27 protein-coding genes are annotated in these 24,504 nt (G+C 40.1%); 13 read left to right on the top strand and 14 right to left on the bottom strand.

Features of this window, described 5'->3' with window-relative positions:
- The first annotated feature begins 8 nt into the window (after positions 1 to 8).
- A complete protein-coding gene (locus WG954_RS14020; protein WP_340437269.1) occupies positions 9 to 746 on the top strand; it encodes a carbonic anhydrase family protein in 738 nt (245 codons plus the stop codon).
- Positions 747 to 808: 62 nt separating this feature from the next.
- On the opposite strand, the gene WG954_RS14015 is transcribed toward WG954_RS14020, so the two are convergent.
- The 4 genes from WG954_RS14015 to WG954_RS14000 form a co-directional block, all read right to left on the bottom strand.
- Positions 809 to 1,246, bottom strand: a complete 438-nt coding sequence (locus WG954_RS14015; RefSeq protein ID WP_340437268.1) for a CHRD domain-containing protein — start codon at positions 1,244 to 1,246, stop codon at positions 809 to 811.
- 171 nt (positions 1,247 to 1,417) lie between these two features.
- On the bottom strand, positions 1,418 to 1,933 hold the full coding sequence (locus tag WG954_RS14010) for a cupin domain-containing protein (protein ID WP_340437267.1): 516 nt from the start codon (positions 1,931 to 1,933) through the stop codon (positions 1,418 to 1,420).
- Positions 1,924 to 2,511, bottom strand: a complete 588-nt coding sequence (locus tag WG954_RS14005) for a pyridoxamine 5'-phosphate oxidase family protein (RefSeq protein ID WP_340437265.1) — start codon at positions 2,509 to 2,511, stop codon at positions 1,924 to 1,926. Before WG954_RS14005 ends, WG954_RS14010 begins: the two co-directional genes overlap by 10 nt.
- A 48-nt stretch (positions 2,512 to 2,559) precedes the next feature.
- Complete coding sequence (locus WG954_RS14000; RefSeq protein WP_340437264.1) at positions 2,560 to 2,853, bottom strand: hypothetical protein; 294 nt, start codon at positions 2,851 to 2,853, stop codon at positions 2,560 to 2,562.
- A gap of 132 nt (positions 2,854 to 2,985) precedes the next feature.
- Here WG954_RS14000 and recF point away from each other — a divergent pair, with 132 nt between their 5' ends.
- From recF to WG954_RS13985, 3 genes are all read left to right on the top strand, one after another.
- Positions 2,986 to 4,068 carry a DNA replication/repair protein RecF gene (gene recF / locus WG954_RS13995; protein WP_340437263.1) on the top strand — a complete coding sequence of 361 codons (1,083 nt, stop codon included), beginning with the start codon at positions 2,986 to 2,988 and terminating at the stop codon, positions 4,066 to 4,068.
- 17 nt (positions 4,069 to 4,085) lie between these two features.
- A complete protein-coding gene (locus WG954_RS13990; protein ID WP_340437262.1) occupies positions 4,086 to 4,475 on the top strand; it encodes a DciA family protein in 390 nt (129 codons plus the stop codon).
- Between the two features lie 151 nt (positions 4,476 to 4,626).
- Complete coding sequence (locus WG954_RS13985; RefSeq protein ID WP_340437260.1) at positions 4,627 to 5,007, top strand: hypothetical protein; 381 nt, start codon at positions 4,627 to 4,629, stop codon at positions 5,005 to 5,007.
- Between the two features lie 95 nt (positions 5,008 to 5,102).
- Here the strand turns inward: WG954_RS13985 and WG954_RS13980 are convergent, their stop codons facing one another.
- The 4 genes from WG954_RS13980 to WG954_RS13965 all read right to left on the bottom strand — a co-directional run bounded on the left by WG954_RS13980 (position 5,103) and on the right by WG954_RS13965 (position 9,077).
- The gene (locus tag WG954_RS13980; RefSeq protein ID WP_340437259.1) at positions 5,103 to 6,119 is read right to left on the bottom strand and encodes a proline iminopeptidase-family hydrolase; all 1,017 of its coding nucleotides are present in this window, start codon (positions 6,117 to 6,119) and stop codon (positions 5,103 to 5,105) included.
- 119 nt (positions 6,120 to 6,238) lie between these two features.
- Entirely contained in the window at positions 6,239 to 7,288 is a 1,050-nt protein-coding gene (locus tag WG954_RS13975) for an ABC transporter permease (protein WP_340437258.1), read from the bottom strand.
- Positions 7,289 to 7,300: 12 nt separating this feature from the next.
- The gene (locus WG954_RS13970) at positions 7,301 to 8,410 is read right to left on the bottom strand and encodes a BT_3928 family protein (protein WP_340437257.1); all 1,110 of its coding nucleotides are present in this window, start codon (positions 8,408 to 8,410) and stop codon (positions 7,301 to 7,303) included.
- Between the two features lie 118 nt (positions 8,411 to 8,528).
- Entirely contained in the window at positions 8,529 to 9,077 is a 549-nt protein-coding gene (locus WG954_RS13965; protein WP_340437255.1) for a DUF1599 domain-containing protein, read from the bottom strand.
- Positions 9,078 to 9,151: 74 nt separating this feature from the next.
- Here WG954_RS13965 and folP point away from each other — a divergent pair, with 74 nt between their 5' ends.
- Positions 9,152 to 9,979, top strand: coding sequence for a dihydropteroate synthase (gene folP, locus WG954_RS13960; protein WP_340437253.1), 828 nt, complete (start codon positions 9,152 to 9,154; stop codon positions 9,977 to 9,979).
- 77 nt (positions 9,980 to 10,056) lie between these two features.
- Here folP and WG954_RS13955 read toward each other — a convergent pair whose 3' ends face one another.
- Positions 10,057 to 11,031, bottom strand: a complete 975-nt coding sequence (locus WG954_RS13955; protein ID WP_340437252.1) for an FKBP-type peptidyl-prolyl cis-trans isomerase — start codon at positions 11,029 to 11,031, stop codon at positions 10,057 to 10,059.
- A 9-nt stretch (positions 11,032 to 11,040) separates the two neighbouring features.
- Positions 11,041 to 12,054 carry a DHH family phosphoesterase gene (locus tag WG954_RS13950; protein WP_340437251.1) on the bottom strand — a complete coding sequence of 338 codons (1,014 nt, stop codon included), beginning with the start codon at positions 12,052 to 12,054 and terminating at the stop codon, positions 11,041 to 11,043.
- A 319-nt stretch (positions 12,055 to 12,373) separates the two neighbouring features.
- On the opposite strand from WG954_RS13950, the gene WG954_RS13945 reads away from it, so the two are divergent.
- From WG954_RS13945 to WG954_RS13935, 3 genes are all read left to right on the top strand, one after another.
- A complete protein-coding gene (locus tag WG954_RS13945; protein WP_340437250.1) occupies positions 12,374 to 12,790 on the top strand; it encodes a nucleoside-diphosphate kinase in 417 nt (138 codons plus the stop codon).
- A 124-nt stretch (positions 12,791 to 12,914) separates the two neighbouring features.
- Positions 12,915 to 14,834, top strand: a complete 1,920-nt coding sequence (locus WG954_RS13940; RefSeq protein WP_340437249.1) for a DUF3858 domain-containing protein — start codon at positions 12,915 to 12,917, stop codon at positions 14,832 to 14,834.
- On the top strand, positions 14,831 to 16,732 hold the full coding sequence (locus tag WG954_RS13935; RefSeq protein WP_340437248.1) for a DUF3858 domain-containing protein: 1,902 nt from the start codon (positions 14,831 to 14,833) through the stop codon (positions 16,730 to 16,732). Before WG954_RS13940 ends, WG954_RS13935 begins: the two co-directional genes overlap by 4 nt.
- A gap of 301 nt (positions 16,733 to 17,033) precedes the next feature.
- On the opposite strand, the gene WG954_RS13930 is transcribed toward WG954_RS13935, so the two are convergent.
- On the bottom strand, positions 17,034 to 17,543 hold the full coding sequence (locus tag WG954_RS13930; RefSeq protein WP_340437246.1) for a GNAT family N-acetyltransferase: 510 nt from the start codon (positions 17,541 to 17,543) through the stop codon (positions 17,034 to 17,036).
- 85 nt (positions 17,544 to 17,628) lie between these two features.
- On the opposite strand from WG954_RS13930, the gene WG954_RS13925 reads away from it, so the two are divergent.
- The 3 genes from WG954_RS13925 to WG954_RS13915 all read left to right on the top strand — a co-directional run bounded on the left by WG954_RS13925 (position 17,629) and on the right by WG954_RS13915 (position 20,096).
- A complete protein-coding gene (locus WG954_RS13925; RefSeq protein ID WP_340437245.1) occupies positions 17,629 to 18,375 on the top strand; it encodes a methyltransferase domain-containing protein in 747 nt (248 codons plus the stop codon).
- Between the two features lie 170 nt (positions 18,376 to 18,545).
- Positions 18,546 to 19,262: a hypothetical protein gene (locus WG954_RS13920; protein WP_340437244.1), complete on the top strand. Its 717-nt coding sequence runs from the start codon at positions 18,546 to 18,548 to the stop codon at positions 19,260 to 19,262.
- Positions 19,263 to 19,310: 48 nt separating this feature from the next.
- On the top strand, positions 19,311 to 20,096 hold the full coding sequence (locus tag WG954_RS13915) for a hypothetical protein (RefSeq protein ID WP_340437243.1): 786 nt from the start codon (positions 19,311 to 19,313) through the stop codon (positions 20,094 to 20,096).
- Between the two features lie 127 nt (positions 20,097 to 20,223).
- Here the strand turns inward: WG954_RS13915 and WG954_RS13910 are convergent, their stop codons facing one another.
- Both WG954_RS13910 and WG954_RS13905 read right to left on the bottom strand, forming a co-directional pair.
- On the bottom strand, positions 20,224 to 21,402 hold the full coding sequence (locus WG954_RS13910) for an acetyl-CoA C-acyltransferase (protein ID WP_340437242.1): 1,179 nt from the start codon (positions 21,400 to 21,402) through the stop codon (positions 20,224 to 20,226).
- Between the two features lie 164 nt (positions 21,403 to 21,566).
- Positions 21,567 to 21,911: a HopJ type III effector protein gene (locus tag WG954_RS13905; RefSeq protein ID WP_340437241.1), complete on the bottom strand. Its 345-nt coding sequence runs from the start codon at positions 21,909 to 21,911 to the stop codon at positions 21,567 to 21,569.
- 196 nt (positions 21,912 to 22,107) lie between these two features.
- On the opposite strand from WG954_RS13905, the gene WG954_RS13900 reads away from it, so the two are divergent.
- Positions 22,108 to 22,302, top strand: a complete 195-nt coding sequence (locus tag WG954_RS13900) for a hypothetical protein (protein ID WP_340437239.1) — start codon at positions 22,108 to 22,110, stop codon at positions 22,300 to 22,302.
- Positions 22,303 to 22,305: 3 nt separating this feature from the next.
- Here the strand turns inward: WG954_RS13900 and WG954_RS13895 are convergent, their stop codons facing one another.
- Entirely contained in the window at positions 22,306 to 22,869 is a 564-nt protein-coding gene (locus WG954_RS13895) for a dihydrofolate reductase family protein (protein WP_340437237.1), read from the bottom strand.
- A 182-nt stretch (positions 22,870 to 23,051) separates the two neighbouring features.
- On the opposite strand from WG954_RS13895, the gene WG954_RS13890 reads away from it, so the two are divergent.
- Entirely contained in the window at positions 23,052 to 24,380 is a 1,329-nt protein-coding gene (locus WG954_RS13890; RefSeq protein WP_340437235.1) for a DEAD/DEAH box helicase, read from the top strand.
- The last annotated feature ends 124 nt before the right edge of the window (positions 24,381 to 24,504 follow it).

Genomic DNA, 24,504 nt, shown 5'->3' with positions numbered 1-24,504 from the left:
GCTAAAAAATGCTTCGCCTAACTCTATCTGTTGCTGTATTTACAGGCCTGCTTTCAAGTGCAACTTCCTGCGATCAATCAAGTTCAACAAAAACAGCAGAAGCAGAATTACCAAAACCATTAATTGAAAAAGTGCTCTCGGCCGAAGAACAAAAGGCATTAACACCTGAAACGGTATTGAAAAGTTTGAAGGATGGCAATTACCGTTATGCACATCAGGATCTTACAGCACGCAACCATTCTGCGATGGTTCGTGATGCTTCGCAAGGGCAATATCCAAAGGCAGTTATTCTTTCTTGTTTAGATAGCCGTGTGCCGGTAGAAGATGTGTTTGATAAAGGAATCGGCGATCTGTTTGTTGGCCGTGTGGCTGGTAATTTTGTAAATGAAGACCTGCTGGGCAGTATGGAATATGGTTGCAAAGTAGCTGGGGCCAAACTCATATTGGTATTGGGCCATGAATCCTGTGGTGCTATTAAAGCGGCCATTGAAAATGTACAGATGGGTAATATTACCTCGATGCTTTCAAAAATAAAACCGGCTGTGGAACGCTGTGCCGATTACGCAGGAAAGAAAACATCAAAAGATCCGCTTTTTGTTGAATACGTTGCCAAAAAAAATGTGTTGAATGCAATTGAAATGATAAAACAGCAAAGCCCACTATTAAAAGAGATGGCTGATAAAGGCGAAATAAAAATTGTCGGCGCCTATTACAATTTACATACAGGAGAAGTCGTATTTCTCTAAAATAAAAAGCATTTATACTTTCTCATCAGAAAATATAAATGCTTAAAAACAGTTTCTGCTAATTAACGAATTTGCCCACGTACTATTCCACCAGGGAAAAAGTTTGAATGTGCATTCACATAGCATGCCCCTTCTGTAAGTAATGTGAATTGAGCATCCGTAAGCTGTATGGTTCTATTAACTCCAAACTGCGATGCATTATCAGCTAAACCAATACGAACCGGACCGTTTACACCTGCTGCCCCCATGTGTATATGTGCAAAGCGCAGGGCATCACCTTCAGCAAGTTTCTGGATGATAATTTTGGAGTAAAGTTTCTTGCTTTTCGACACCCGTAAAATGGCAATGCCTTTTGTTTCTGTATTTGCCGCAGGCACTTCCTGGCTTCCTTCCAGTTGTACTACCTGAGTAAACACGATTGCATCGTCGCTGATCTGTTCTAATGAAGATGTCTGACGTTCGGACTGTTCAGAAAGAAACTGATTTGACTTTTCTGACATTTCATCAGAATACTTTGAGCAAGATGCCAATACAATCGTAGTGCACAGCATCAGGGCCATTAGTTGAAAATGCTTTCTCATAAAAAATGTTTGTTTCGTCTACTAACGATAAAATCTTAACCACGGTTGTGTTTCTACGAAATAAAAATGAGAAATTATTTCAAAAATAAATTATCTGCAAAACTGTTTAATCCATTCACGTTGTTGAGGAAATAGCTTCAACAATTCAATCTCTTTCGCCATTTCAAAATCGGCAAAATCAAAACCCGGAGCAACGGTGCATCCAACCAATGAAAAACTGTTTTCTCTTGCAGGTTTCGAAGCAAACCAACAACCCGCTTTTACTGTTTGCTGAAAACGATAACCACTTGCAAGGTCATTCCCAAGCAATAGCACTTCTCCTCTTCCATCGGGATGAATGACATAAATATGCAAGCCACCACCAGCATAAAAATGCCAAAGCTCATCGCTCTTAATGCGATGAAATGCTGAATAATCTTTTCCTTCCAATAAAAAATAAATAGCTGTGGAGATCAAACGATCACCATCAAACCTTGTTGGCAAACTTGCAACTGCAATTTGTTCATCGCTGGCATAAGTGCGACTGTAATAACCGCCTTCCGGATGCGGTTCAAGTTGCAACATATTGATCAATTCGTTAGCGTTAAAGCTTAAACCTATATCCATTGAAATTCGTTTGTGAGATAGTTAAACAAAGCTCGTCGGTTGCCTGTATGGTGAAGCAAGATCCAATCCATTTGATGAATGCCTGTCTCCACTACACAGAAATTTTTGCGGGCAATCGCTGTCAATTCAGGTTCCACTTCCGTTTGATTGAGGTTAATCAATTCTGGTGCAGGAAGAACTGTACCTGACGCTGATGAAGTTGTATAAGTTAACCTGCTGGCCAGCCTCGCCTGATCCCATGCTTCATTCGCCACTGCATCACTTGTATGAACAAAAGCTGTAGCAGCAAAGCGAAGCTGCATTCGAATATCCTTATCATAGAACAACCAACTCATCTGCGGTTGCAATTGCAATTGTTGCACTTTAGGCGAGCGTATATCAGTATGAAAAAATAATTTCTTTTGCCCGGCATCTGCATGACGCATGACAACTGTGCGTACTTCCGGTTGTTGCTCATGAACGGTAGCTACTACACCTGTATGAAATGGAGCCTTGAAGGACCTTACCGATTCCAATAACAGTTTCCATAAGCTGGCTTCAATTACATGCAGATCGTGTTCTAAAAAATGATCGCCCATAAAACAAAGAAAGAAAAAAGGCTGCAATCTCTTGCAGCCTGTGGAAGGTTAAATACCTGGATTTTTTTTAGCCGGCTCATCATCGCCATCAAACTTATCTTTTACTTTATCCCAAAGACCGGATGCTTTTTCTTTCAGATCATCAACCACATCTTCGGCCTTTTCCTTAAACTCTTCAAATTTGTCTTCTGCCTTGTCCTTTAATTCTTCGAGTTTCTCTTCAGCCTGCTCTGCAAAAACCGTTGCTTTTGCTTTCAGATCCTGCAAAGTATCCTCTGCCTTATCCTTCCAGCCCTGCTTTTCTGCGGCTGTTGCCTGGGTGCTTTTGATCTCTTCCATCATTGTAAGTTTTAAATTAAAAAAAGCTGTTGTACAAGTTACAAATAAAAACGGCGATTAAAATGAAGTTTCAATAACGAAAGAGCTCATGGCAAAAAACTTCATCACATCCATCCTCTTCTTATCTTGCAGCCCATGTTCCTGCGGTCAGTCAGTATTACACAGTTCAAAAATTATACCCATCAGCGTTTTGCGTTTGATGAAATGATCGTGGCTGTAACCGGAGCAAACGGGATCGGCAAAACAAATCTCCTCGATGCTATTCATTATCTCTGTTTTACGAAAAGCTACTTCTCCGGTAATGATGGCGCAAACGTGCAGCATGGCCTGCAAGGTTTCAGGATCGAAGGGCAGATGAAGGAAGGAACAGACGAAACGGTCATCAATATTGTGTTGCGTGAAACCGGGAAAAAGGAGATCACTTGCAATGCAGTACCCTACGAAAAGTTTTCTCAGCATATCGGCAAATATCCCTGTGTGGTAATTGCGCCCGATGATGTGGAGCTGATCATTGGCGGTAGTGAAGAACGGCGTTTGTTTTTAGATTCAATGCTTTCGCAGTTAGATGCAACCTATTTGCAGCAGCTGATCGTTTATAATAAAATCATTCAGCAGCGAAATAGCTTTTTAAAGAACTGTGCACAAACGCAAACAAGAAATGATGCGTTGCTTGAAGTGCTGGATGAACAATTACTCAATGCCGGAAATTATATTCACACTACACGGAAAAACTTTTTACCGGGCTTTAATGAGCAGGTGTTACAGTTTTATCAAACCATTGCAGGTAAAGCAGAGCCCGTAAAAGTGAGTTATGAAAGTAAACTGCTAGAACAATCATTTGAAAGTTTGTTGCAGCAATCGAGAGAAAAAGATCACCTGTTGCAACGAAGCACCACCGGTATTCATAAAGACGATCTGCTGTTTTCATTGAATGATGAAGGGTTTAAACAAACAGCATCACAAGGACAACGGAAAAGTTTACTCTTCAGTTTAAAGCTTGCAGAAGCTGAAGTATTAAAACAACAGAAAGGTTTTGCTCCAATCCTTTTGTTAGATGATGTATTTGAAAAACTAGATGCAGTGCGCATGCACAATTTATTAGACTATGTATGCACAAAATTTGGCGGGCAGGTATTTCTAACGGACCCTCACCCCGATCGGATTGTCAGTGCGTTTGAAGCACTGGGTAAGAAGGTGCAGCTGATTGAATTGACATAATCATTAGGCAATTGACAATGCGCAATTTGCAAATCATAACTTCAGACTTACCATTTTACTATTTCTTATTGCCTATTGAATATTGCTTATTGCGCATTGCCAATTCCATTAACTATCTTCGCAACATGGCTGAAATGAGCATACAGGAAGCAATGGAACAGTTTCTCAAGCAAAGCAAACTCAAACAACGGGTGCGTGCTCTGGAAATTAAAGATGTTTGGGCTGAACTAATGGGCAACACCATTGCTAAATACACGGATGATATTAAACTCATTAATCAGCAGCTTATCATCACTACAACAGTAGCTCCCCTTAAACAGGAATTATTATATCAGAAAGAAAAAATCCGCAACCGCATTAACGAACTGTTTAATGAACATGCGGTGAAAGAAGTGATTATTAAGTGAGGTAATGCCCAATCGGCCCACACCTCAGCGTATTGAAACCAATCCTGAAAACTCTCATTCTTTTTGCTGACTCCCATCATGTTTTATTTGGCTGCATTCAGGAAACTTTGGCATGTTAACATGCTTCAGAAACACATAAAAACTGAATACCATGAGTTATACAGCAGTCCCACATCTTGTTGCCGAACACCAGGATTGGTTAAAGGCAATTGACTTTTACGATAATGAACTTGATATTCTCGAAAACCGCCTGGCAGAAGTTGCACAAAAGAACACGGGGCTTGATGCGATGAAAGGTGTTGAGCATTTTCAAAATCAATTTATCATCCAGCGAAATACCATCGATGAACTACGTCACAATATTAATGAGCACGCTCACAAAGCTATGCTCGATATAAAGGAACATGTAGGCCGTGTTGAATCTCAACAGGTGGCAGAACACACAAAAATTAAAGAAGAATTTGAAAGCTTTGAAAAAGTAATAAATGAATTGAGAGATGAGTTTAAACTCTATCTCGTAAAATGGATGTGAGTCCATCTTAAAAATACTGGCTGTGCAAATTCGGTCAGCTGTTAATCGTTGAAAGAGCCGCCTTTCCAGGTAGCTCTTGTTTTTTTATGAAACATTTAAAATCTTCCTTCATCCACATCCTTAATAAAATCGATCACCCCAGTCATGAACACCTGCTGATCGTCCCACATGGCCAAATGACTTCCGTTAGGACAGTATAGATAGCGACCTTTCTGCACCAGTTTACTTTGTTCTTCCATTGCAGCGGGATCCATAGTATCATGCTTTGCACCGATCATGAGCGTGGGTACTTTTATTTCTTTTAATCTTGCTTTAATATCCCAGTTTGCCAAGCGGCCGCCTACGCCAAACTCACTAGGCCCCTGCATCATCGTGTAAATTTCACCGTTCACATGTTTCATGGTACGGTTAAATCCATCCGGCCATTCTTCTAATCTGCACAAATGTTGTTTGTAAAAATTCGGCAGTAACAATTCCATGTAACGTGGATTGGAAAAATCTTTTTTTGCTTCAATGGCTCTTATCTCTGCAAGTACAGAAGAATCCATTTGTTTTGCCAATACTTCCTGCGCATACTTTCCATATTCCGGAGCGCTGGCCATCATATTTGCCACCAGCAATCCCTTTAAATGTTGTTGATACCTGAGTGCATATTCCATAGCAAGGATGCCGCCCCAAGAATTGCCAAGCACATAAAAGTTACTGCTGTCTGCTCCAATCGACTGACGCACTTGCTCAACTTCTTCAACAAATCGTTCAGTTGTCCAGAGGCTGCTGTCTTTAGGTTGATCACTATAATATGAACCCAGTTGATCGTATTCATAAAACTCAAATCCTTCCTTTGGAAAAAAACTTTCAAAACATTCCATGTATTCATGCGTCATTGCCGGACCACCATGCAGTAATAATATTTTGATGCGTGGATTGTTACCAAATCGCTTGGTCCATACTTTGAATTCACCAACAGGTGTTTTAATGGGGATCATTTTTATGCCTGCGGATTGTATGCCGGTATCGCCGTAACTGAAATAATCAGCAACCGTTGGAGCAGTTGATTTTTCCTGGCAGGAAAATAATACGAGAATAAAAGAAGCAAGAATAATTGAACGCATATGGCTGATTTTTTAATAACGATAAAGACATTTATCAAACGTTGGATTTCCTTTTAACCAAATCAGGGTTTTCAACCGCAGAGAGGTTTCGTACTTTGTACATCTTACATCGTACTTCCTTAACTCACTCTTACTCTCGGATCAACCATACCATACAACAGATCAGCAAGAACGTTGATCAAAACAAAAATAAAAGCGCTCAGCAGTACACTTCCCATTACAACTGGGTAATCAAGTTTTTCTAACGCATCTACTGTTACTTTACCAATACCCTTCCACCCGAAAATATATTCAACAAAGAAAGCGCCTGCCAACAGTTCGGCAAACCAACCTGTAACAGCAGTAATAACAGGATTCAATGCGTTGCGTAAAGCATGCTTCCAGATCACAGTTCGTCGACTCAAGCCCTTTGCATAAGCTGTGCGTACATAATCCTGGTTTAACACATCAAGCATGGAGCTTCGTGTAAGTTGTGTAATAATGGCCAGTGGGCGGATACCCAACGTTAATGCAGGTAAGATTAAATTTTGTAGTGTATAGTAATGCTCCCCTGTTTGCACATCAATATCAAACCAACTACCGGTCATGTTCAGGCCGGAATACTTGCTAAACACAAAGCCAAAGAAATAAGCGATCAGAATACCCATGAAGAATGATGGTGCAGAGATACCGATGATACTGCTGAACACAGCCGATGTATCCATCCAGGTGTCTTTTTTTACAGCAGCGATCACGCCAAGAAAAACACCTACCACCGTTGCCAATAACATTGCTGCTAATGCCAGCATGATGGTGCCGGGCAAAGCTTCCATTAATATCTCACCAACTTGTTTTTTTGTTTGATAACTTCTCCGGAGGTAGGGCCACTTAGCTGCAAACTTCTTTTCTCCGCCTATGAACAAACCTTTCAATTGCTTCTTTTCAATCTCTTCTTTGCTATGGATAGCAATCGGCGACACATCATTTACATACAAAACAAACTGTTTCCATTTGGGTTGATCGAGATATAATTCTTTTTTGATGTTGGCAATGGTTGCACTGTCGCCGGTTTGCCCCATTACCAACCGTGCAGGATCACCAAAGCCTTGGAACATCCAGAACACAACAGTAACCACGCCCATCAATACGAGCAAGCCATAAAAAAGTTTTCGAAGAAAATAAGTTCCCAAATTGTACAGGGTTTATTTTACTTGATCAAAATTTGCAGCACTCCATTTCCCTTCCACAACGGGTCCGTTCATTTTATACAAGGTAGGCACTGCACGTGCAGCTGTTTTAATAGCTGTAACATCGCAAGTGATCAACTGCATCTGGCTTAGTATAATATCTGATGCAAGAAAATCTTTTGCAATATCAGGTACACTTGTAACAATGATGAGTTTTTGATTTTTACCAAGCTTACTCATTTGTTTCACCCACGCATCTTTTGTACTAAGCTTATTGAAGTTTTGGAGAAATAATAAATAATAAGTTCCCTTCTGTTCCAGTATTTCTGAAGAGATGTCTGCACCATCAGGCGTTTTGAGATCAAAGTCTTTGATTTTTGGTTCGTTGTTCTTTCCTTTCTCAACCAATGTTTGCTTTCGGTCAACGAATTTCCAGGTACTATCAGGCAGGTTTTTCATGGAAAACGATTGCTGTTTCCCATCCTTCTCATACACAAATTCATATTCGTATTTATCAGGCACTGCGTCCGCAGGCAACTTCCTCAAATCAATAATATTGTTTCCTTTTTTGAACGGCAGACAATCAACCACCGGCAAATATTTTAACGTGTACCACTGAAATAAAAATGAAAGCAAGGCTGCATCAAAAATGAGGAATGCATTGACCAACTCTTTCCTAAACAATGATTTTATTAGATGACGGTATTTGAAAATGAAACCGATCAACACAAGCAACAGGATATCTTTTAAGAATGACTGCTGTGGGGTTAGCGGCAAACAATCGCCAAAGCAACCACAGGATGCAAACTTAGCTGTGCCATCTGCATTTTTGGCGAGCCATGCATAACCTGTAAGGAATGTAAAAAAGATGATGAGTAACAATAACAGCCAGCTAAATAGTTTCATTCTCCAGCCAATGATCACCGCCACACCTGCAATTATCTCGAAGGCATTCATCAAAACCGACAGTGTCAGGGTATAATCATGAAAACCCTGCACACCCCAGGCTTCAAAAAATTCCTGCATCTTATAGCTTAATCCCAACGGATCATTTGCTTTAACTAAGCCGGAGAAAATAAAAAGAATACCAACGAACCAACGGGAAAGTGTAAGCGATTTATTCATGTTGTGAATTGTGAATGGTCAATGGTGAATAGCAAAAGTCAATAGGCAATAGTTAATTGGCAATACCAATCGTCAATCTAAAATCCCCAATCATAAACCCTGCATCAGAAATCAAACATCATCCTTTGTGTGCTCCCTCTTCAATCAGGATCAAACCAAATATTGCATAGTTGATAATGTCATAATAGTTGGCATCGATCCCTTCACTCACTAAAGTCTTGCCATCGTTTTGCAATATCTGGCGGATGCGTTGCAGCTTGGCCAGCATCAGGTCAACAAAACTTTCCTGGCTCATTTCACGCCATGCTTCACCATAATCATGATTCTTATCGAGCATCAGCAATTGCGCTTTTGTAATTTTATCGTTGTACAACTCCATTACTTTTTCAACAGGTAACTCATCATTTTGACTCGGCGGCAGTTCCAGTTGAATTAAACCCATCACTGCATAGTTCAAGATACCTTTAAATTCAGAAGCAATGGTATCGCCGATCTTTTGTTCCTGTTTTTCCTGGATGGTGCGTATACGTTTTGCTTTGATGTAGATCTGATCAACAATAGAAATAGTACGATACACCCGCCATGAAGTGCCATAGTCACTCGTCTTTTTCTTAAAGATATCCCTGCATTGATTTACTGCCTGCGTATATTGCTCGATCGTATTCATGAACGGTTGAAAATTGTTTCGTTAATTCGTGCTGAACTTATTGCTTCAAAAGCAACCAAGTTCCCAAAAATACAATGTACACACTCAACTGCAAAGGAAGATTATTGGTGCTGGATAAACCGGTGGTGATGGGAATTCTCAACATTACACCCGATTCATTTTACAGCGGCAGCCGTATTGAGCAAACCGAAGTATTGAAGAAAGCAGAGCAAATGATCAATGAAGGTGCTACGATACTCGATATTGGCGGGCAAAGTACCCGGCCCGGCAGTGATCGTTTAACTGCTGATGAAGAATTGAAGCGTGTGTTACCTGCAATTGAAGCCATCAAAAAAGAATTCCCTTCCGTCTTTCTTTCGATTGATACCTATCATGCAAAAGTGGCGAGCGAAGCCGTTGCGGCAGGTATTGATATGGTGAACGACATTAGTGCAGGTGATATGGATGCAGCAATGCTTTCAACTGTTGCATCGTTAAACGTTCCATTTATTGCCATGCATATGCAGGGCACGCCCGATACAATGCAGCAAAACCCTGCTTATGAAAACATCACACGAGAAGTGGTTGATTACTTTATACAGAAAACAACTTCTTGCAAAGCAGCAGGCATTGTTGATCTTATTCTTGATCCCGGTTTTGGATTCGGCAAAACCATTACTCACAATTTCCAATTACTGAAAACCATGGAGGCTTTACAAATTTTTCATGTACCGATAATGGCAGGGCTCAGCCGCAAATCAACCATCTGGAAAACATTAAAGATTACTCCGGAAGAAGCATTGAACGGAACAACCGTGTTAAATACCATTGCACTTACAAAAGCTGCAAGCATTCTGCGTGTACATGATGTAAAAGAAGCAATGGAAACAATTAAGCTTTACGAAACTTACTGTCAAGCATAACTGCAAACAAACATTTAGTAAATAAAAAAAGGAAACAGTCAAACTGTTTCCTTTTTTCTTATTGATGAATTAATTTCTTATTGTTGTCCGCCTGGATTACCACCCGGAGCTGGCGGAGCCGCCGGCTTAGGAGTAGTAACATCGATCAACTCAATTTCAAATACCAGGCTTTCGTTTGCTTTAATTCTGGGAGGTGAACCTTGAGCACCATAAGCCAATGCAGAAGGGATATAAGCTTTTAACTTACCACCTTTGCCAATTTGTTTAATGGCATCTTCAAAACCTGCAATGCTGCCCGGAGGAACACTGCCCAATACAAATGTATATGGATCGAGGTGACCAAAAGTGGAATCAACATTTGAATCGAACTTAGTACCATCAAAGCTCATACCTGTATATTTTACAGATACCTGCTGTCCGTCGGCTGCTTTTTCTGCTGCACCCGGGTTAGAGATCGTAACATATACACCCTTTGCAGTTTTTGTTGCGGTGATATTGTTTTTAGAAAGATGTTCAGAAATGATCTTATCGTCTTTCTTTATCTGCTCAATTGCACGGATTGAATCTCTTGTTCTTGCTCTTTCCATGATCGCAAGATTTGCTTTGTCAGCATCTTCTTTTGTATCCAATACATCAAGCACTTTAAACGTACTTACAATGAATGCGCCCTTCTTGATGAAAGGAGGTAATCCTTGGCCCTGGCTTTGTTTAATAATACTGTCAGTTGATTGACGAATGATTACGCTGTCGCCTTTTGCCATTTGCGCAAAGATGGCATAATAGTCAGGAGGTAATGTTGCAGAATCAAAAGGAACGATCTGGCTGCCAACATTAGCCGGATCGGAAAGCAACGTATCCTTATCACTACCCTTGTAACGGGTTTCACCAAACTGTAATTCGAAGAATTTACCAGCAGATACTTTTTTCCCTTTACTTCCGGGAACTATTTTATACAGCAAGCCGCCCTTTGTCTTTTTAAAGGAACCGCCACCGCAACTCGCCAGCACCGTTACTGCCAGCAGGGCTACAAAAATTGATTGAATTGTCTTCATTGTTTGTTTTTAAAACGTTTCTAACTGCGATTTATAATTATGAATCACTTCTTTAAAATGCTTGAGGGTCGTATCAAGGCTGTCGTCGGTTTCGCCGCCGGCCGCATTGAAATGCCCCCCACCGTTAAAATGAGTGCGGGCAAAAGTATTACAATCAAAGTCACCTTTGCTGCGGAAGCTCCATTTTCTTTTTTCGTCTCTGTCTATCACAATACAGGCCAATTTTATGCCTTGGATGCCAAGCGGGTAATTTACCAGCCCTTCTGTGTCGCCGGTTTTGATCTGGTAGCGGAGCAAATCCTGCTTTGTTACCCAAATAAGAGCCGTGTTTAATTGGTAATCAATCTCTAAACGATTACTCAGTACATGCCCTATGAAACGGAACCTGTTTTCGAGAAAATTATCATAAATATTCTCATGGATCGAAGTATGCTCCAGCCCTCTTCGTTTAAAATCGGCCACTATTTCAAATACAGAAGCACTGGCTGATGCAAAACGGAAGCTGCCTGTATCGCCAATTAATCCGGCGTAAAGGCACTGCATCATGTCCATGTTCAGCTTATCTGCATGACCACTTTTTACGATAAAATCGTACATCATCTCACAGGTTGAGCTCTTGGTTACATCACTCACCCCGTAAGCAAATACTTCGGTTTGTGGTTCACGATGATGGTCGATCAACACACGCTGGCCTTTCGCCTCACCCACCACTGTTGCCATCCGTTTCAAACGGTTCAACGCATTGAAATCGAGGCAAAAGATCCAATCTGCCTCATTTATTATTGTATTACTCTTATCAATAGTTATTTCGTAGTTCAAAACCTTTTCAGAACCCGGCATCCAGTCGAGGAAAGCCGCCCAATTGGTTGGAGAAATTACCTGCACCTGGTGACCGAGCTGAACCAGTAAATGGTATAAGCCCAGCGAAGAACCCATCGCATCCGGATCAGGTTTCTGATGAGTTGTAATAACCACCTTTGCAGGTGTGAGCAGTAAAGGGTATAATTCGTTGATTGCTTGCATAACGGCGGTTGCAAATGTAGGGGAATTGATTGATGGTTAAGGCAACTACAGGGATTGGGAATTAGTAATTGGGAATTAGGGGTTATACAACAGAAGTTCTGAGGTATTGAGTTGTAAGTTCTGAGTTTCAGCCAAGAGTTATGGGTAGATGGAATGGATAGTGCCTGAACTTGAATCGTGTGATTTGCTTTTTTGGTTTGGATTTTGGGTTTTGGTTTTTTCCTCTTGTTCCTTGTGCCTTGTGCCTTGTTTCTTATCCTTTGTTCCTTGCAGCTTGCTGCTGCTTCCCTATCTTTGCGCCGCAAAAAACAAGATAATCATGAGCAATCGTACGTTTACAATGATCAAGCCCGATGCAATGAAGAACGGTCATGCCGGTGCTATTTTAGACAAAATTATTAAAGCAGGTTTCCGCATCGTAGCGCTTAAGCAAACAAAACTCACTACAGAAACTGCAGGTGAATTTTATGCAATTCACAAAGAGCGTCCTTTCTACGGAGAGTTGGTTGAGTTTATGAGCAGTGGTGTTATCATCGCAGCTATCCTTGAAAAAGACAATGCTGTTTCTGTTTTCCGCACACTTATTGGCGCAACAGATCCTGCAAAAGCAGATGAAGGAACTATCAGAAAATTATATGCAACATCAGTTGGCGAAAATGCAGTGCATGGAAGTGATAGTGATGATAATGCAAAAATTGAAGGAAGCTTTTTCTTTAGTGGATTAGAGCAGTATTGATCGACAAATTTTTAAGCTAAGTATTCCCTCTTATTCAATAGAAATAAGAGGGAATTTTTTTGTGCTGATACTTAATTTAATAGCAATTGTGTTTTATCATTGTATATCCTAAAATCGTATCAACATGAAAGGCATCATTGTACTACTACTATTTTTTGGTCTTTCTTACAACTCCACTGCACAAAAAATCGCATCGTTTGGAAAAATTGATAAAGAAGAATTTGCATTACAAGAATGCAGTTATGATAAAGGTGCTCCTGCCGAATATCTTCTTGAGGTTGCTGAAGTACGTTACTACTTCACATCATCCGACTTTGTAAATGAAACACGCACCCGGATCCGTATAAAAATACTCAACGAAAAAGGACTGGATTTAGCCAATGTGCGCATCCCATTTTATAAAGTTGGTAACAGACATCGCATTGGTGACATTGAGGGCTACACTTATAACCTTAACTCCGCAGGTGAGGTTGAAGCAACAAAAATGGAAAAGAAATCGGTAATGGAACAAAAGCTTGATGAGGATTTCGACATGAAGGTGTTTACACTCCCTAATGTTAAAGTGGGAAGTGTAATCGAATACCGTTATGATCACAGCAAGCGTAATTCTCTTGAAATTGAAGATTGGGTTTTTCAAAGAACTCTGCCAGTGCGATATAGTGAATACAACGTGGAAATACCCAACAACCTCGAATTCACCTACATGATCAGGCGCACACTTCCTGTAAAAGAGACAACAGAAGGTATCAGACAGGCAAAGCGTTTTATTATGACTAATATTCCGGGGCTTGACAGGGAGCCATTTATGAGCACAAGCAAGGATTACCTGCAACGCCTAGACTTTCAATTAAGATCCATCAACGGCCAACCACGCATGACCACCTGGCCTTTGCTTACCGATTTATTACTCGATAATGAAAATTTCGGCATGCAAATAAAAAAGAACATATACAAACACACAGAACTTCCGGCAAGTTTAAAAAATATCAGTAGCCCTTACGAAAAATTAACAACCATACTCAATTTTGTAAAAAAGGAAGTAACATGGAACGGCAAATCATACTTTGTAACAGATGAAGGAATTAAAAATGCATTGGAAAAACACAGCGGCAACAGTGCCGATATGAATCTGTTGCTTATAAGCCTGCTGCGAGATGCAGGACTAAAAGCTTATCCATTATTAGTAAGCACAAGAAATAATGGAAAGGTAAATGTTACGTACCCGTTTCTCTACCAGTTTAACGATGTTTACGTGTATACCGAAATTAATGAAACCCCATATATTATTGATGCAACCAATTACAGTAATCCGCCATTTCTTGTTCCATGGGATGTGCAATTTACCGAAGGATTCCTGGTAGATAAGGAAGTAGGAAAATTTGTTTCGTTAGGTGACATACAACATCGCTTCCGTTTGGTCGCATCTATACTTGGTGAAATTACACCCGAGGGCAAGGTACAAGGTACTGCAAATGTGGTTGCTTACGATTATGCAAAAACAGAACGCTTGCGTTCATTACGAAAGGGTGAAAAAAATTATATTGATGAATATTTCTCATCAGCACATCCAGAATTTCAGTTCGACTCACTGACCTATAAAAATGAAAAGAACGACAGCCTGCCCTTAGAAAATCTGGTACAGTTTCACGGCAGTCTTTCGACAAGTGGCGATTATCTTTTTTACTCGCCCAACTTCTTAATGGAACTCGAAAAAAATGAGTTTATATCGGACAAACGATTTACCGATGTAGAGTTTGGATATGTCCAGTATTACAATATGTTTACAACACTGCGATTCCCTGCAGGTTTCGACTTGGAAGAGCTACCAAAGAACATACGTATGATTATGCCTGATACAAGCATTTCTCTGCAACGCTTTGTTGCAAAAAATGATAACAGCATTTCAATGCGTTATACACTTGAAATAAAACGCCCAACTTATTATGCAGATGAATATCCCGATTTTAAAGCTTTTTATACTAAGCTGTTTGAAATGCTGAATGAGCAGATTGTATTCAAAAGAAAAACAAACGCCAAGCCATGAGAAAACTCTGTTTACTTGTAGCCTTAATATTGCTATGTGCAAAAGGCTGGTCACAATCGATCTTGAATTACTCGTCATTAACTATCCCCGACAGTTTAAAAAAAGACGCAGATGCGGTATACCACCTTGAAGAAACTGTTATAGAAATAGAATCACCTTCAAAAATGACTATTCGTTCGCACAACATTATTACTGCACTCACCAAACAGGCATTACAGCATTCGAGGTTACGCATAGGTGTTGATAAGCTACGCAAACTCGAAGAAGCCAGTATAAAAGTTTATAATGATCTGGGGATTGAAATAGCCCGCTATAAAAAGAAAGATTTTAATCTAGAAGGTGCTTATGATGGTATTACACTTGCAACAGATGACAAAACTTATGAACTTAATTTTCCTGTTCCTGATCCACCTTACACTATTGAAACAGAATTTGAAATAAGCTGTAGTGCGTTACTTGATATAAACCCATTTTTTTTTGGCAGCACAACCGAATCATTTAAAAAAAGCAGGTATGTTGTAAAATCGACTGTTCCCGTTAAATTCAAAGCTTATAATTACACAGGAAGCCCTGCAATTATAACTGAAGGCAAAAAAACTGTTTATACTTGGGAATTGAGCAACCGTACAGTGCACGAAAGAGAAAGGGCTACGTATGGCCCCTGGGTTACATTACCATGGATTGACGTATCACCTGCTCAGTTTAGTTATGATGGTTATGCCGGCTCACTTGAAAGCTGGAAAGAATTTGGCAAGTGGGCCTACCCTTTTTATGAAGAAGAAAACCCTTTTAAACCAGAGCGTATTGATTTTTTTAAGTCTTTAATTAAAGATGCAAATAACGATGAAGATAAGATTGCAATTCTTTACCGATACCTGCAAAGCGATTTCAGGTACGTAAGCATACAATTTGGAATTGGAGGTTATAAGCCTTTTCCCGTTTCATTTGCCGAGCAAAAAAAATATGGTGACTGTAAAGGGCTTACACATTATATGAAAAACATGCTGCAGGCTGTCGGCATAAAAGCTCATGCAGCGCTAATAAATGCGGGAGGAAATGAATATCCAGTAGATCCAATGTTTGCTTCAAACCTGTTTAACCATGTTATACTTTGTGTCCCACTAAAAAAAGACACAGTCTGGTTAGAATGTACAAGCAAGCAGACAATACCAGGTGTGCTGGGATCATTTACGGAGAACAGGCATGCATTATTATTAACAGAAAACGGTGGCATATTGGTTAAAACTCCCGTAAGCATAAGTAAAGAAAATAAATGGATAGCAAAAACTGATGCAGAGTTGTTTGATGACGGTGGTGCCGTGCTTACAAGCCACATTTTTGTATCAGGCGAGTTTTGGGAATATGTTAATGCTTATATCTCCGGACAAACAAAGGAAGATGCAAAAAAAGCATTGGTCAACGCCTTTGGCTATAAAGTACCTGACGACTTTGAGATTAAAATTCTTTCTGATTCTGCCGATGGTCATCTTGTTGAACTAAAACTTGCATATACCCAGTATTATGATTTCAAAGCGGGCAGCAAACATTTCTATCCGCTCCGTCAATACAAACTGAACGATGAAACAATAAAACCTGCAGAAACAAGAAAGCATGAGTTCCTGTTTGATTACCCTTACATTAAAACCGACCTCATCACCTATAAACTTCCGGAAGGCTTTTTAACTGAAACAGTGCCTCCGGTAAAAGAGATCAGTAACGACTATCTGAAATACCAGAACAGCATTCAGCTGAATGACAGCAAAACTAAACTCAGCATTGCAACAGAATTACAACTGCACAAACACATTGTGCCACCCGATAAGTTCAATGAAGTGGCCAATAGTTTTGAAGCCATCAAGAAAGATGAAGGTCAAAAGATCGTTCTGAAAAAAGGATAAAAAGAAAGCCCCGATTAACGGGGCTTGTCTTTTATGCAGTTGGTAAAGGTTCCTATACTATTTTATCAATTAAGACTGGTGTAAATGCCAATTATAAGTGCTAGTGAAAAGCATACAATAAAAAGCACAAACGGAACATCTTTACGTGTGTAAATCGGGATTGTTTTTTCAAAGCGTTTCATAGAAAATGGTTTTTAATAGTTAAAAGAGGTGTTACAAGATAACGCTTTTTTGCTGAAATGATTGTATTTACTGGGGTTTTCATTGGTTGCACTACAAAGTCACGTAAAAATACGATGATTTATAAAGTCTTTTTCAGCAGCCAATCTGTTTGCAGATCTGTTCCCAACAGGAACTGATGTTCACCAAATCGCTCAAAACCCCAGCGCTGGTAGAACGAAATAGCCCGTTCATTTTTTTCCCATACCCCCAGCCAGATGGATTTCATCTTCAGCTCAATTGCTTTGTTAATGCACTCCTGCATCAACGCTTTGCCCACTCCTTTGCCTATCGCTTTATCCAGGGCATAGATCCTTGCAATTTCAATGGCCTGTTCATGCGCAAGGCTATTTTTTAAACGCAGCCGTGCATAACCAACCGGCTCTTCATCAATATAAGCAAGCATGAAAATTCCTTCGCTCAATTCCACTTCGTTCATCAGCTCTTCTTTTGTAAACTGTTCGTTCATGAAAATATCCATATCCTCTTTTGTATTGTCTTTGGCAAAGGCTTCATAAAAAGAAGTACGGCTCATCTCGGCAATTAATTCTGCATCAGCAGGCGTTGCATATCTTATTGTGATTAAACTCATGGCTTTTTGTTGAGAAGTTAAATTACTTGAATACATTTCAATCAACAACAAAAAATTATCTTTAGCCAAAGACTTATCTATTAACATGGACAGAAATTATTGGGAACGTATTGCACCTAACTACAGTGAAGAAATTTTTGATGTATTAAAGAACGACACCAGCGGAAAGATCGTTGGTGCCATTGAAGAAGTGGCATCAAAAGAGAAGACGGTTACAGATATTGGTTGCGCCATCGGCAAATGGATCCCTTTACTCGCCACAGCATTCAAGTATGTAGTGGCAACAGATATCTCCGCCATCAATCTCGACATTGCGAAAGAAAAATGTAAAGACTACCCCAACGTGGAGTACCAACGCATGGATATGAGTGCTTATGCCATAACTGTTACTCCATGCGATGTGGCTGTGTGCATTAACGCCATCCTCACCGATAATTTAAAAAAGCGTATCAATTTTTTTCAATCGCTCAATATTTGTTTGAACCAGGGCGGCACATTGATCCTTGTTGTACCCTCGCTAGAATCAAAACTCTACACCAATATCATTGCTAACCGCTGGAATGTGGATGATGATCATAAAGAAAAAATTGAATCAGTAGAGAAAGCTTATGCGCTGGCAAAGAATATTAAACAAGGTGTAACAGATATTGATAATGTACCTACCAAGCATTACCTGAAAGAAGAACTGGAACTACTGCTGAAACTTGATGGCTTCACTGTTGACAGGGTTGAAAAGATCGATTACACCTGGAAAACAGAATTCAACAATCCACCCAAATGGCTGGCAGAGCCACATCCTTGGGATTGGTTGTGTGTTGCACGAAAAGATTAAAACTAAATCTTATATCTTCCCTTGCCCCTTACCGTTAGTGAACATTTATCTCTACGAAATAATGCAAATCTTTCTTCTTTGATTTTGCGGGGAATTGCTATAACTTAATAATTCTTCCCATCCCTATCTCAACACGACCCTCTCTTTATTCACATTCTAAAACAACAACAATGAGAAAGATTTTCCTTCTCTGCCTGCTTGTTCCTATGATTGGAATAAGCCAGAACAATGTAGTGAGCACATTCAGAGCATTTCCCAAAACAGACAAATTACTGGAGTTTGAAAAAGCATTAGCGTCGCATGCGCAGAAGTACCACACGGGCGACTGGAAGTGGCGGGTATTTTATATTGAAACCGGTCCTGATGCTGGCGGCTATCATATAACGGAAGGGCCGCTTAGCTGGGAGCAGTTTGATAAGCGTGGTGACCTGAGTGCAGAACACACACTTGACTGGGCTAAAAATGTTTCGCCAAATACAAGCGAACGTGGCAGCACCGGCTACTCCGTTTATAATACCGAACTAAGTAACGTGGCCATTACTGACTACAGCGACAAGATCATCATTACACACATGTTCATTAAACCGGGCATGATCAGGGAAGCAAGTGACCTTGTACGAAAATTAAAAAAAGTATGGGTTGCCAGTAACGAAAACGTGGCCGTTTATAATGTAAGTTTTTCAGGTCCGCCACAAATTGTAACCGTTAATCGCCTGAAAAATGGATTGAAAGAATTAAGCCCAAATTTCCGTAAGCCAATTCCTGAACGTTTTGATGAAGTACATGGTGCAGGTGCGTGGAATTATTATCTCGCAGATTATGCAAAGGCAATTGAAAGCCGCTGGATCGAGATGTTGAGCTTACGAGCAGACTTAAGTTCAAAATAATGAAGCGTATTTTTCAAAACAATTTTCTTGCTATTAAAAATCAATACAATGAAACAGATTTCTTCTATATACAAAAAGACCATCTTCAGTTTAATACTGTTTGTATTTCTGATTCAAATACAGCACCTCAACGCACAGATATCAGTGTATCAATACCGTCATGTACCGCAGGATAAAATTGAAGAGTTCATTAAACGGGAAGTAAACTACTGGAGTAAAGTGGCACAAAAAGCTGTTGATGCAAAAAAGATGAACTTCTGGGGTTTGTTTGAGAAAGTAGGCGGATACAACTTGCCTAATTCTTCAAATTTTTTATTCATTAATGGATTTTCCAACATTGATTCAGCTTGGAGCGGCGATGCGTTTGATCCAGCAAAACTGTTTCCAAAAATCCCGATGGCACAAATGGAAACCGGTTCGTTTACAACTGTAACCAGTCAGATCTTTTTTAAAACTGAAGATTGGGCTGAAGCAAAAGGAATAAATCCTGCCAAAGATTTCAATTATGTGGTAATGAATTATCACCTTTCCGAAAACCCAGGGGCTTTTATTAATGCAGAAAAAACAATCTGGAAACCTTTCCTCCAATCGGCCATGGATAAAAAACAAACACAGCAAATTGGATGGGGCAACGCAACTGTACTTTCACCCACAGGTGGCGATGTAAAATTCAATACTATTTCATATGATCTGTTCCGCACTTTACAGGATGCGTTGCTTACGCCTTGGGCTCCCGATCTCGTAGCGCCCGACAATCTTGAGATTTTTGGCAACATGAGAAAACATGAAAGTGCAAGAGTTATTTACAGGATTGTGAAAGTGGTGTCGAACTAAAACCCTCGCCGGCTCTCCCTATTTAGAACTAATTATAAAAAATAAACCTCTCCCGGTACGGAGAGGTTTATTTCATTTCGATCTATAACAAGATAGAGCTGTGATTAGCAAGTCTTCCTAAAAAGGGTTAGACGTTTTCTATCACCATTGCACTAGCACCACCGCCACCATTACAAATACCAGCCGCACCATATTTTGCATTATTTGCTTTCAGTACATTAATAAGTGTAACAATAATTCTTGCGCCACTTGCACCCAACGGATGACCAAGCGATACTGCACCGCCATGCACATTTACTTTTGCAGGATCGAGTTGCATACGCTTGCTGTTTTCAATACCAACAACAGCAAATGCTTCGTTTAGTTCCCAATAAGAAATATCGCTCATTTGCAAACCTGCTTTGGCAACTGCTTTTGGTACAGCCAATGCTGGAGTTGTAGTAAACCATTCAGGCGCCTGTTCAGCATCAGCATACGATTTAATTTTTGCAATTGGTTTCAATCCCAACTCATCTGCTTTTTCTTTACTCATTAACAGCAATGCTGCTGCACCATCATTCATAGTGCTTGCATTGGCAGCAGTTACCGTTCCGTCTTTCTGAAATGCAGGATTGAGTGTTGGTATTTTATCAAACTTTACATTGTATGGTTCTTCATCTTTTGCAAACACAATCGGATCTCCTTTGCGTTGCGGAATTTCAACAGGTACAATTTCATTATCGAACAAACCTTTTTCCCATGCTGCCTGTGAACGTTTATAACTCTCAATAGCAAATGCATCCTGATCTTCTCTGCTGATGCCACATTCTTTTGCACATAACTCAGCTGCATTGCCCATCGCCTTTCCATCATACACATCCGTCAAACCATCTTTTGCCAAGCCATCAATAAAACTTGTATTGCCATACTTGTTTCCCCAACGCATACTGTCAACATAGAACGGAACATTGCTCATGCTTTCCATACCACCAGCAATCACAATATCAGCATCGCCCAGCATAATGCTTTGTGCAGCTTGTGAAATTGCTTTCATACCACTTGCGCACACTTTATTTACAGTTGTACAATTTACTTCGTTGGGTAAGCCGGCAAATTTCGCAGCTTGTCTTGCAGGTGCCTGTCCGAGATTAGCCTGAATAACGCAACCCATTAAAACGTCCTGAACTTTACTTGCATCAACGCCTGCTTTTTTCAGTGCACCTTTAATAGCAATAGCTCCTAACTGTGTAGCTGTTAAACTTTTTAAACTGCCGCCGAAACTACCCATGGGTGTACGAACGGCCGAGATAACATATACTTCTTTCATATAGATTATTCAATTGAGGGGCAAAGATAACGATTGTAAGTTTTAGATAACCATGGGCCCTTTTCTTTAACGTCTGCGTCTTTTCGACGTCGAGCTTGTCCCGCTTTACGGGATGAAATCTCTAAACACCCAGAATGTTGCGTTTAATTGAACTGAAAGCTTTCTTATTTCTGCTGCAACGCTTCTCCATCAAAACGAATACCTTCCCAACCGGTAACCATAAAATTGCGGATGTTGGCATGATTAGTTGCTTCGGGATGTTGCAACACATCAATACGATAATAATCACCGAAACAAGCCAGTGCTTCTTCTTTACTCAAGTGTTGCAGTTTAGCAAATGAAAATAATTTACATGAACCTGAATTGGTACCGGCTTCGTTTATAATACCTCCGTTTGTAAAACGCACGGGAGTAAATTCGTAATTCGCTTCAATTGTTTCGATGGTTTCAGCAAAAGAAATAGTATCGGGTTGAGTACGGAGTTTAGTTAAAAAATCTTCGATGCGCATGACAGAAAAAATTTGAATAATAAAATAGCTGCGAAGATGGAGAGAAATGAGTGAATGTGAAAATCAAGATATATGAAAGTACACGAATTGAGCATTAATGTTTATATAATTCTTAGTTTTTCTTTCATGATTATCACATTCCGGTTATCAGGAACTGAATTTTAAGTTGATAAAGTTATCTTGTAAAAAAACGAATATGGAAAAACGAATACTGGGTATACTTTTATCACTACTAGGCATTGGCGGTATCATTTACGCAGCCTTTACTTTTATTAATGCGGGAACAGGAACAAGAAACATCAAACTTATTGCTGCTTTTGGCATTGTAGGAATTATCTTCTTTTTTGCAGGTGTAAGTTTAGTTCGCAATACAAATGATAAGGCAACCTGAGTGTCAGCTGCCGGTTTTAATATCTACACGTTTATAGTAAAGAACTACTGCGCCAGCCGCAAATGTTTTTGTATTGAAGAGTTTAAGATCAACTCTATCCGTGATGTTTTTGAACAGCGGCAAACCTTTTCCTGCAATAACCGGATGAATGCAGAGCTGGTATTCATCAATTAAGTCGAGTTGTGTTAAGGCGACGATTAAACCCGGGCTGCCAACAAAAATGTCATTGCCTGCTTCTTGCCTTAGTGCTAACACTTCTTCCTTCAGGTCACGCTCTGCTAATCTTGCCGATTCCCATTCAACACTCTTCAAGGTGCGTGAAAAAACAACTTTGGGTGTGTTGTCCATGATCACTGCAAATTCATCCATTGATCTGTCGCCACTGGGATTTTTTACCAGCGTTGGCCAGAATTCCATAAGCAGGTAAGTTATTCTGCCATATAAAACAACGCCTGCATCAAGCAACAACTCACCGTAATGTTGATGTATTTCTTCATCAGCATCTACTGCCGTGTGATCGCAATACCCATCAAGGGTCATATTGATTGCTGCAATTACTTTTCGCATATTGGCTTGTTTAAATCAATTATCAATTGAATCATAGGTAAAGTATCCGATTGTTGAAGTTAGGAATTATACAACGGCTGATTTAGGTATTGCGATTCTTCGCTGGAGGATACTTCAAGCCATTCTTATGTCACAATTCCTCCTAAACTCCCACTCCCCCACAATTGATTACCTTCGCCGCTATGCAAAAGAAACCGGTTTGGCTGGAAGAGGTCCTGACAAACGTAAAAATCAAAGCGTTGAATGAAATGCAGGTGGCTTCCATGGAAGCACAGGCATCAGAAAAAGACATCATCCTGTTATCTGCAACAGGATCGGGTAAAACACTGGCCTTTCTGTTACCTCTGGTGGAACAGCTACAGGCAGCAGGCAATCAAACAAAAGCACTCATTATTGTGCCATCACGTGAACTGGCCATCCAGATCGAGCATGTGTTTAAAAGCATGCAGCTCAACCTGAAAGTAACCTGTTGCTATGGAGGTCATAAACGGGAGATCGAAGAAAACAATTTAAAGCAGGCACCTGCCTTGCTTATTGGTACACCCGGCCGTTTGGCCGATCATATCCGCCGTGGAAGTATAACGGTTGCAAGTATTGAAACATTGGTGCTCGATGAATTTGACAAATCACTGGAACTCGGTTTCCAGGAAGAAATGTCGTTCATCATTGGTTCGCTTCCTTCCATTAAAAAGAGAGTGCTCACTTCTGCTACAAACCTTGAAGAGATCCCGTCGTTTGTTGGTTTGAATGAACCACAGAAACTTGATTTTCTTACAGGCAACGAAGATTCTGATACTGGACTTGCGATTAAAACATTACTCAGCCCCGAAAAAGATAAACTCGAAACATTGTTTCGTTTGGTGTGTATGTTGGGCAACCGTTCAACGATCATCTTCTGTAACCATCGTGAATCAGTTGAACGCACCAGCGAACTGTTGAAAGAACGTGATATTCTGAATGTGTTTTACCACGGTGCTATGGAACAACAGGAACGTGATGCGGCGTTGTGTAAATTCAGAAACGGCACATCAAATATTCTTGTTACAACTGATCTTGCTGCACGTGGTTTGGATATTGCCAACATACGTTACATTGTTCATTATCATTTACCACATACAGAAGATGCCTTTACACATCGTAACGGACGTACTGCACGTATGGATGCAAGTGGCACTGCCATTGTAATTCTTGGTCCGGATGAAAAATTGCCGGCCTACATTCCTGCAGATGCAGAACAAATTGAATTGCCTGAAACAGCAGAGATTCCCGAGAAACCAAAATGGAGTACGTTGTTTATTGCAGCCGGCAAAAAAGATAAAGTGAATAAGGTTGATATTGTTGGCTTCCTGAGTCAGAAAGGCGAATTGAAAAAAGAAGATATTGGCTTGATTGAAGTAAAAGATTTTTTTGCTTTTGTTGCCGTGAAGAAAATAAAAGCAAACCACGTACTTCACTTAATTAAAGATCAAAAGATCAAAGGGAAGAAAGTGAAAATTGCAGTTGCCAAATAGGGCAACAAGGCACAAGGTTCAAGAAAGAAAGCAAGGCACAAGCACTGAAGCTAACATCCCTTGAGCCTTGTACCTTGTACCTTGAACCTTGTGCCTTTTTCTTTCTTGCTTCTTAAACTATACG

This window comes from Lacibacter sp. H375 (assembly GCF_037892425.1).
In the GTDB taxonomy this organism is placed as follows: Bacteria; Bacteroidota; Bacteroidia; order Chitinophagales; family Chitinophagaceae; genus Lacibacter.
The sequence above is the reverse complement of the archived record's forward strand: the minus strand, read 5'-3'. Positions and strand labels throughout refer to the sequence as shown.

Excerpts from the sequence above, each read along its gene's own strand:
- WG954_RS14020 (WP_340437269.1), top strand. The coding sequence starts at position 9 with ATGCTTCGCCTAACTCTATCTGTTGCTGTATTTACAGGCCTGCTTTCA.
- WG954_RS14015 (WP_340437268.1), bottom strand. The coding sequence starts at position 1,246 with ATGTCAGAAAAGTCAAATCAGTTTCTTTCTGAACAGTCCGAACGTCAG.
- WG954_RS14010 (WP_340437267.1), bottom strand. The coding sequence starts at position 1,933 with ATGGATATAGGTTTAAGCTTTAACGCTAACGAATTGATCAATATGTTG.
- WG954_RS14005 (WP_340437265.1), bottom strand. The coding sequence starts at position 2,511 with ATGGGCGATCATTTTTTAGAACACGATCTGCATGTAATTGAAGCCAGC.
- WG954_RS14000 (WP_340437264.1), bottom strand. The coding sequence starts at position 2,853 with ATGATGGAAGAGATCAAAAGCACCCAGGCAACAGCCGCAGAAAAGCAG.
- recF (WP_340437263.1), top strand. The coding sequence starts at position 2,986 with ATGTTCCTGCGGTCAGTCAGTATTACACAGTTCAAAAATTATACCCAT.
- WG954_RS13990 (WP_340437262.1), top strand. The coding sequence starts at position 4,086 with ATGCGCAATTTGCAAATCATAACTTCAGACTTACCATTTTACTATTTC.
- WG954_RS13985 (WP_340437260.1), top strand. The coding sequence starts at position 4,627 with ATGAGTTATACAGCAGTCCCACATCTTGTTGCCGAACACCAGGATTGG.
- WG954_RS13980 (WP_340437259.1), bottom strand. The coding sequence starts at position 6,119 with ATGCGTTCAATTATTCTTGCTTCTTTTATTCTCGTATTATTTTCCTGC.
- WG954_RS13970 (WP_340437257.1), bottom strand. The coding sequence starts at position 8,410 with ATGAATAAATCGCTTACACTTTCCCGTTGGTTCGTTGGTATTCTTTTT.
- WG954_RS13965 (WP_340437255.1), bottom strand. The coding sequence starts at position 9,077 with ATGAATACGATCGAGCAATATACGCAGGCAGTAAATCAATGCAGGGAT.
- folP (WP_340437253.1), top strand. The coding sequence starts at position 9,152 with ATGTACACACTCAACTGCAAAGGAAGATTATTGGTGCTGGATAAACCG.
- WG954_RS13955 (WP_340437252.1), bottom strand. The coding sequence starts at position 11,031 with ATGAAGACAATTCAATCAATTTTTGTAGCCCTGCTGGCAGTAACGGTG.
- WG954_RS13950 (WP_340437251.1), bottom strand. The coding sequence starts at position 12,054 with ATGCAAGCAATCAACGAATTATACCCTTTACTGCTCACACCTGCAAAG.
- WG954_RS13945 (WP_340437250.1), top strand. The coding sequence starts at position 12,374 with ATGAGCAATCGTACGTTTACAATGATCAAGCCCGATGCAATGAAGAAC.
- WG954_RS13940 (WP_340437249.1), top strand. The coding sequence starts at position 12,915 with ATGAAAGGCATCATTGTACTACTACTATTTTTTGGTCTTTCTTACAAC.
- WG954_RS13935 (WP_340437248.1), top strand. The coding sequence starts at position 14,831 with ATGAGAAAACTCTGTTTACTTGTAGCCTTAATATTGCTATGTGCAAAA.
- WG954_RS13930 (WP_340437246.1), bottom strand. The coding sequence starts at position 17,543 with ATGAGTTTAATCACAATAAGATATGCAACGCCTGCTGATGCAGAATTA.
- WG954_RS13925 (WP_340437245.1), top strand. The coding sequence starts at position 17,629 with ATGGACAGAAATTATTGGGAACGTATTGCACCTAACTACAGTGAAGAA.
- WG954_RS13920 (WP_340437244.1), top strand. The coding sequence starts at position 18,546 with ATGAGAAAGATTTTCCTTCTCTGCCTGCTTGTTCCTATGATTGGAATA.
- WG954_RS13915 (WP_340437243.1), top strand. The coding sequence starts at position 19,311 with ATGAAACAGATTTCTTCTATATACAAAAAGACCATCTTCAGTTTAATA.
- WG954_RS13910 (WP_340437242.1), bottom strand. The coding sequence starts at position 21,402 with ATGAAAGAAGTATATGTTATCTCGGCCGTTCGTACACCCATGGGTAGT.
- WG954_RS13905 (WP_340437241.1), bottom strand. The coding sequence starts at position 21,911 with ATGCGCATCGAAGATTTTTTAACTAAACTCCGTACTCAACCCGATACT.
- WG954_RS13900 (WP_340437239.1), top strand. The coding sequence starts at position 22,108 with ATGGAAAAACGAATACTGGGTATACTTTTATCACTACTAGGCATTGGC.
- WG954_RS13895 (WP_340437237.1), bottom strand. The coding sequence starts at position 22,869 with ATGCGAAAAGTAATTGCAGCAATCAATATGACCCTTGATGGGTATTGC.
- WG954_RS13890 (WP_340437235.1), top strand. The coding sequence starts at position 23,052 with ATGCAAAAGAAACCGGTTTGGCTGGAAGAGGTCCTGACAAACGTAAAA.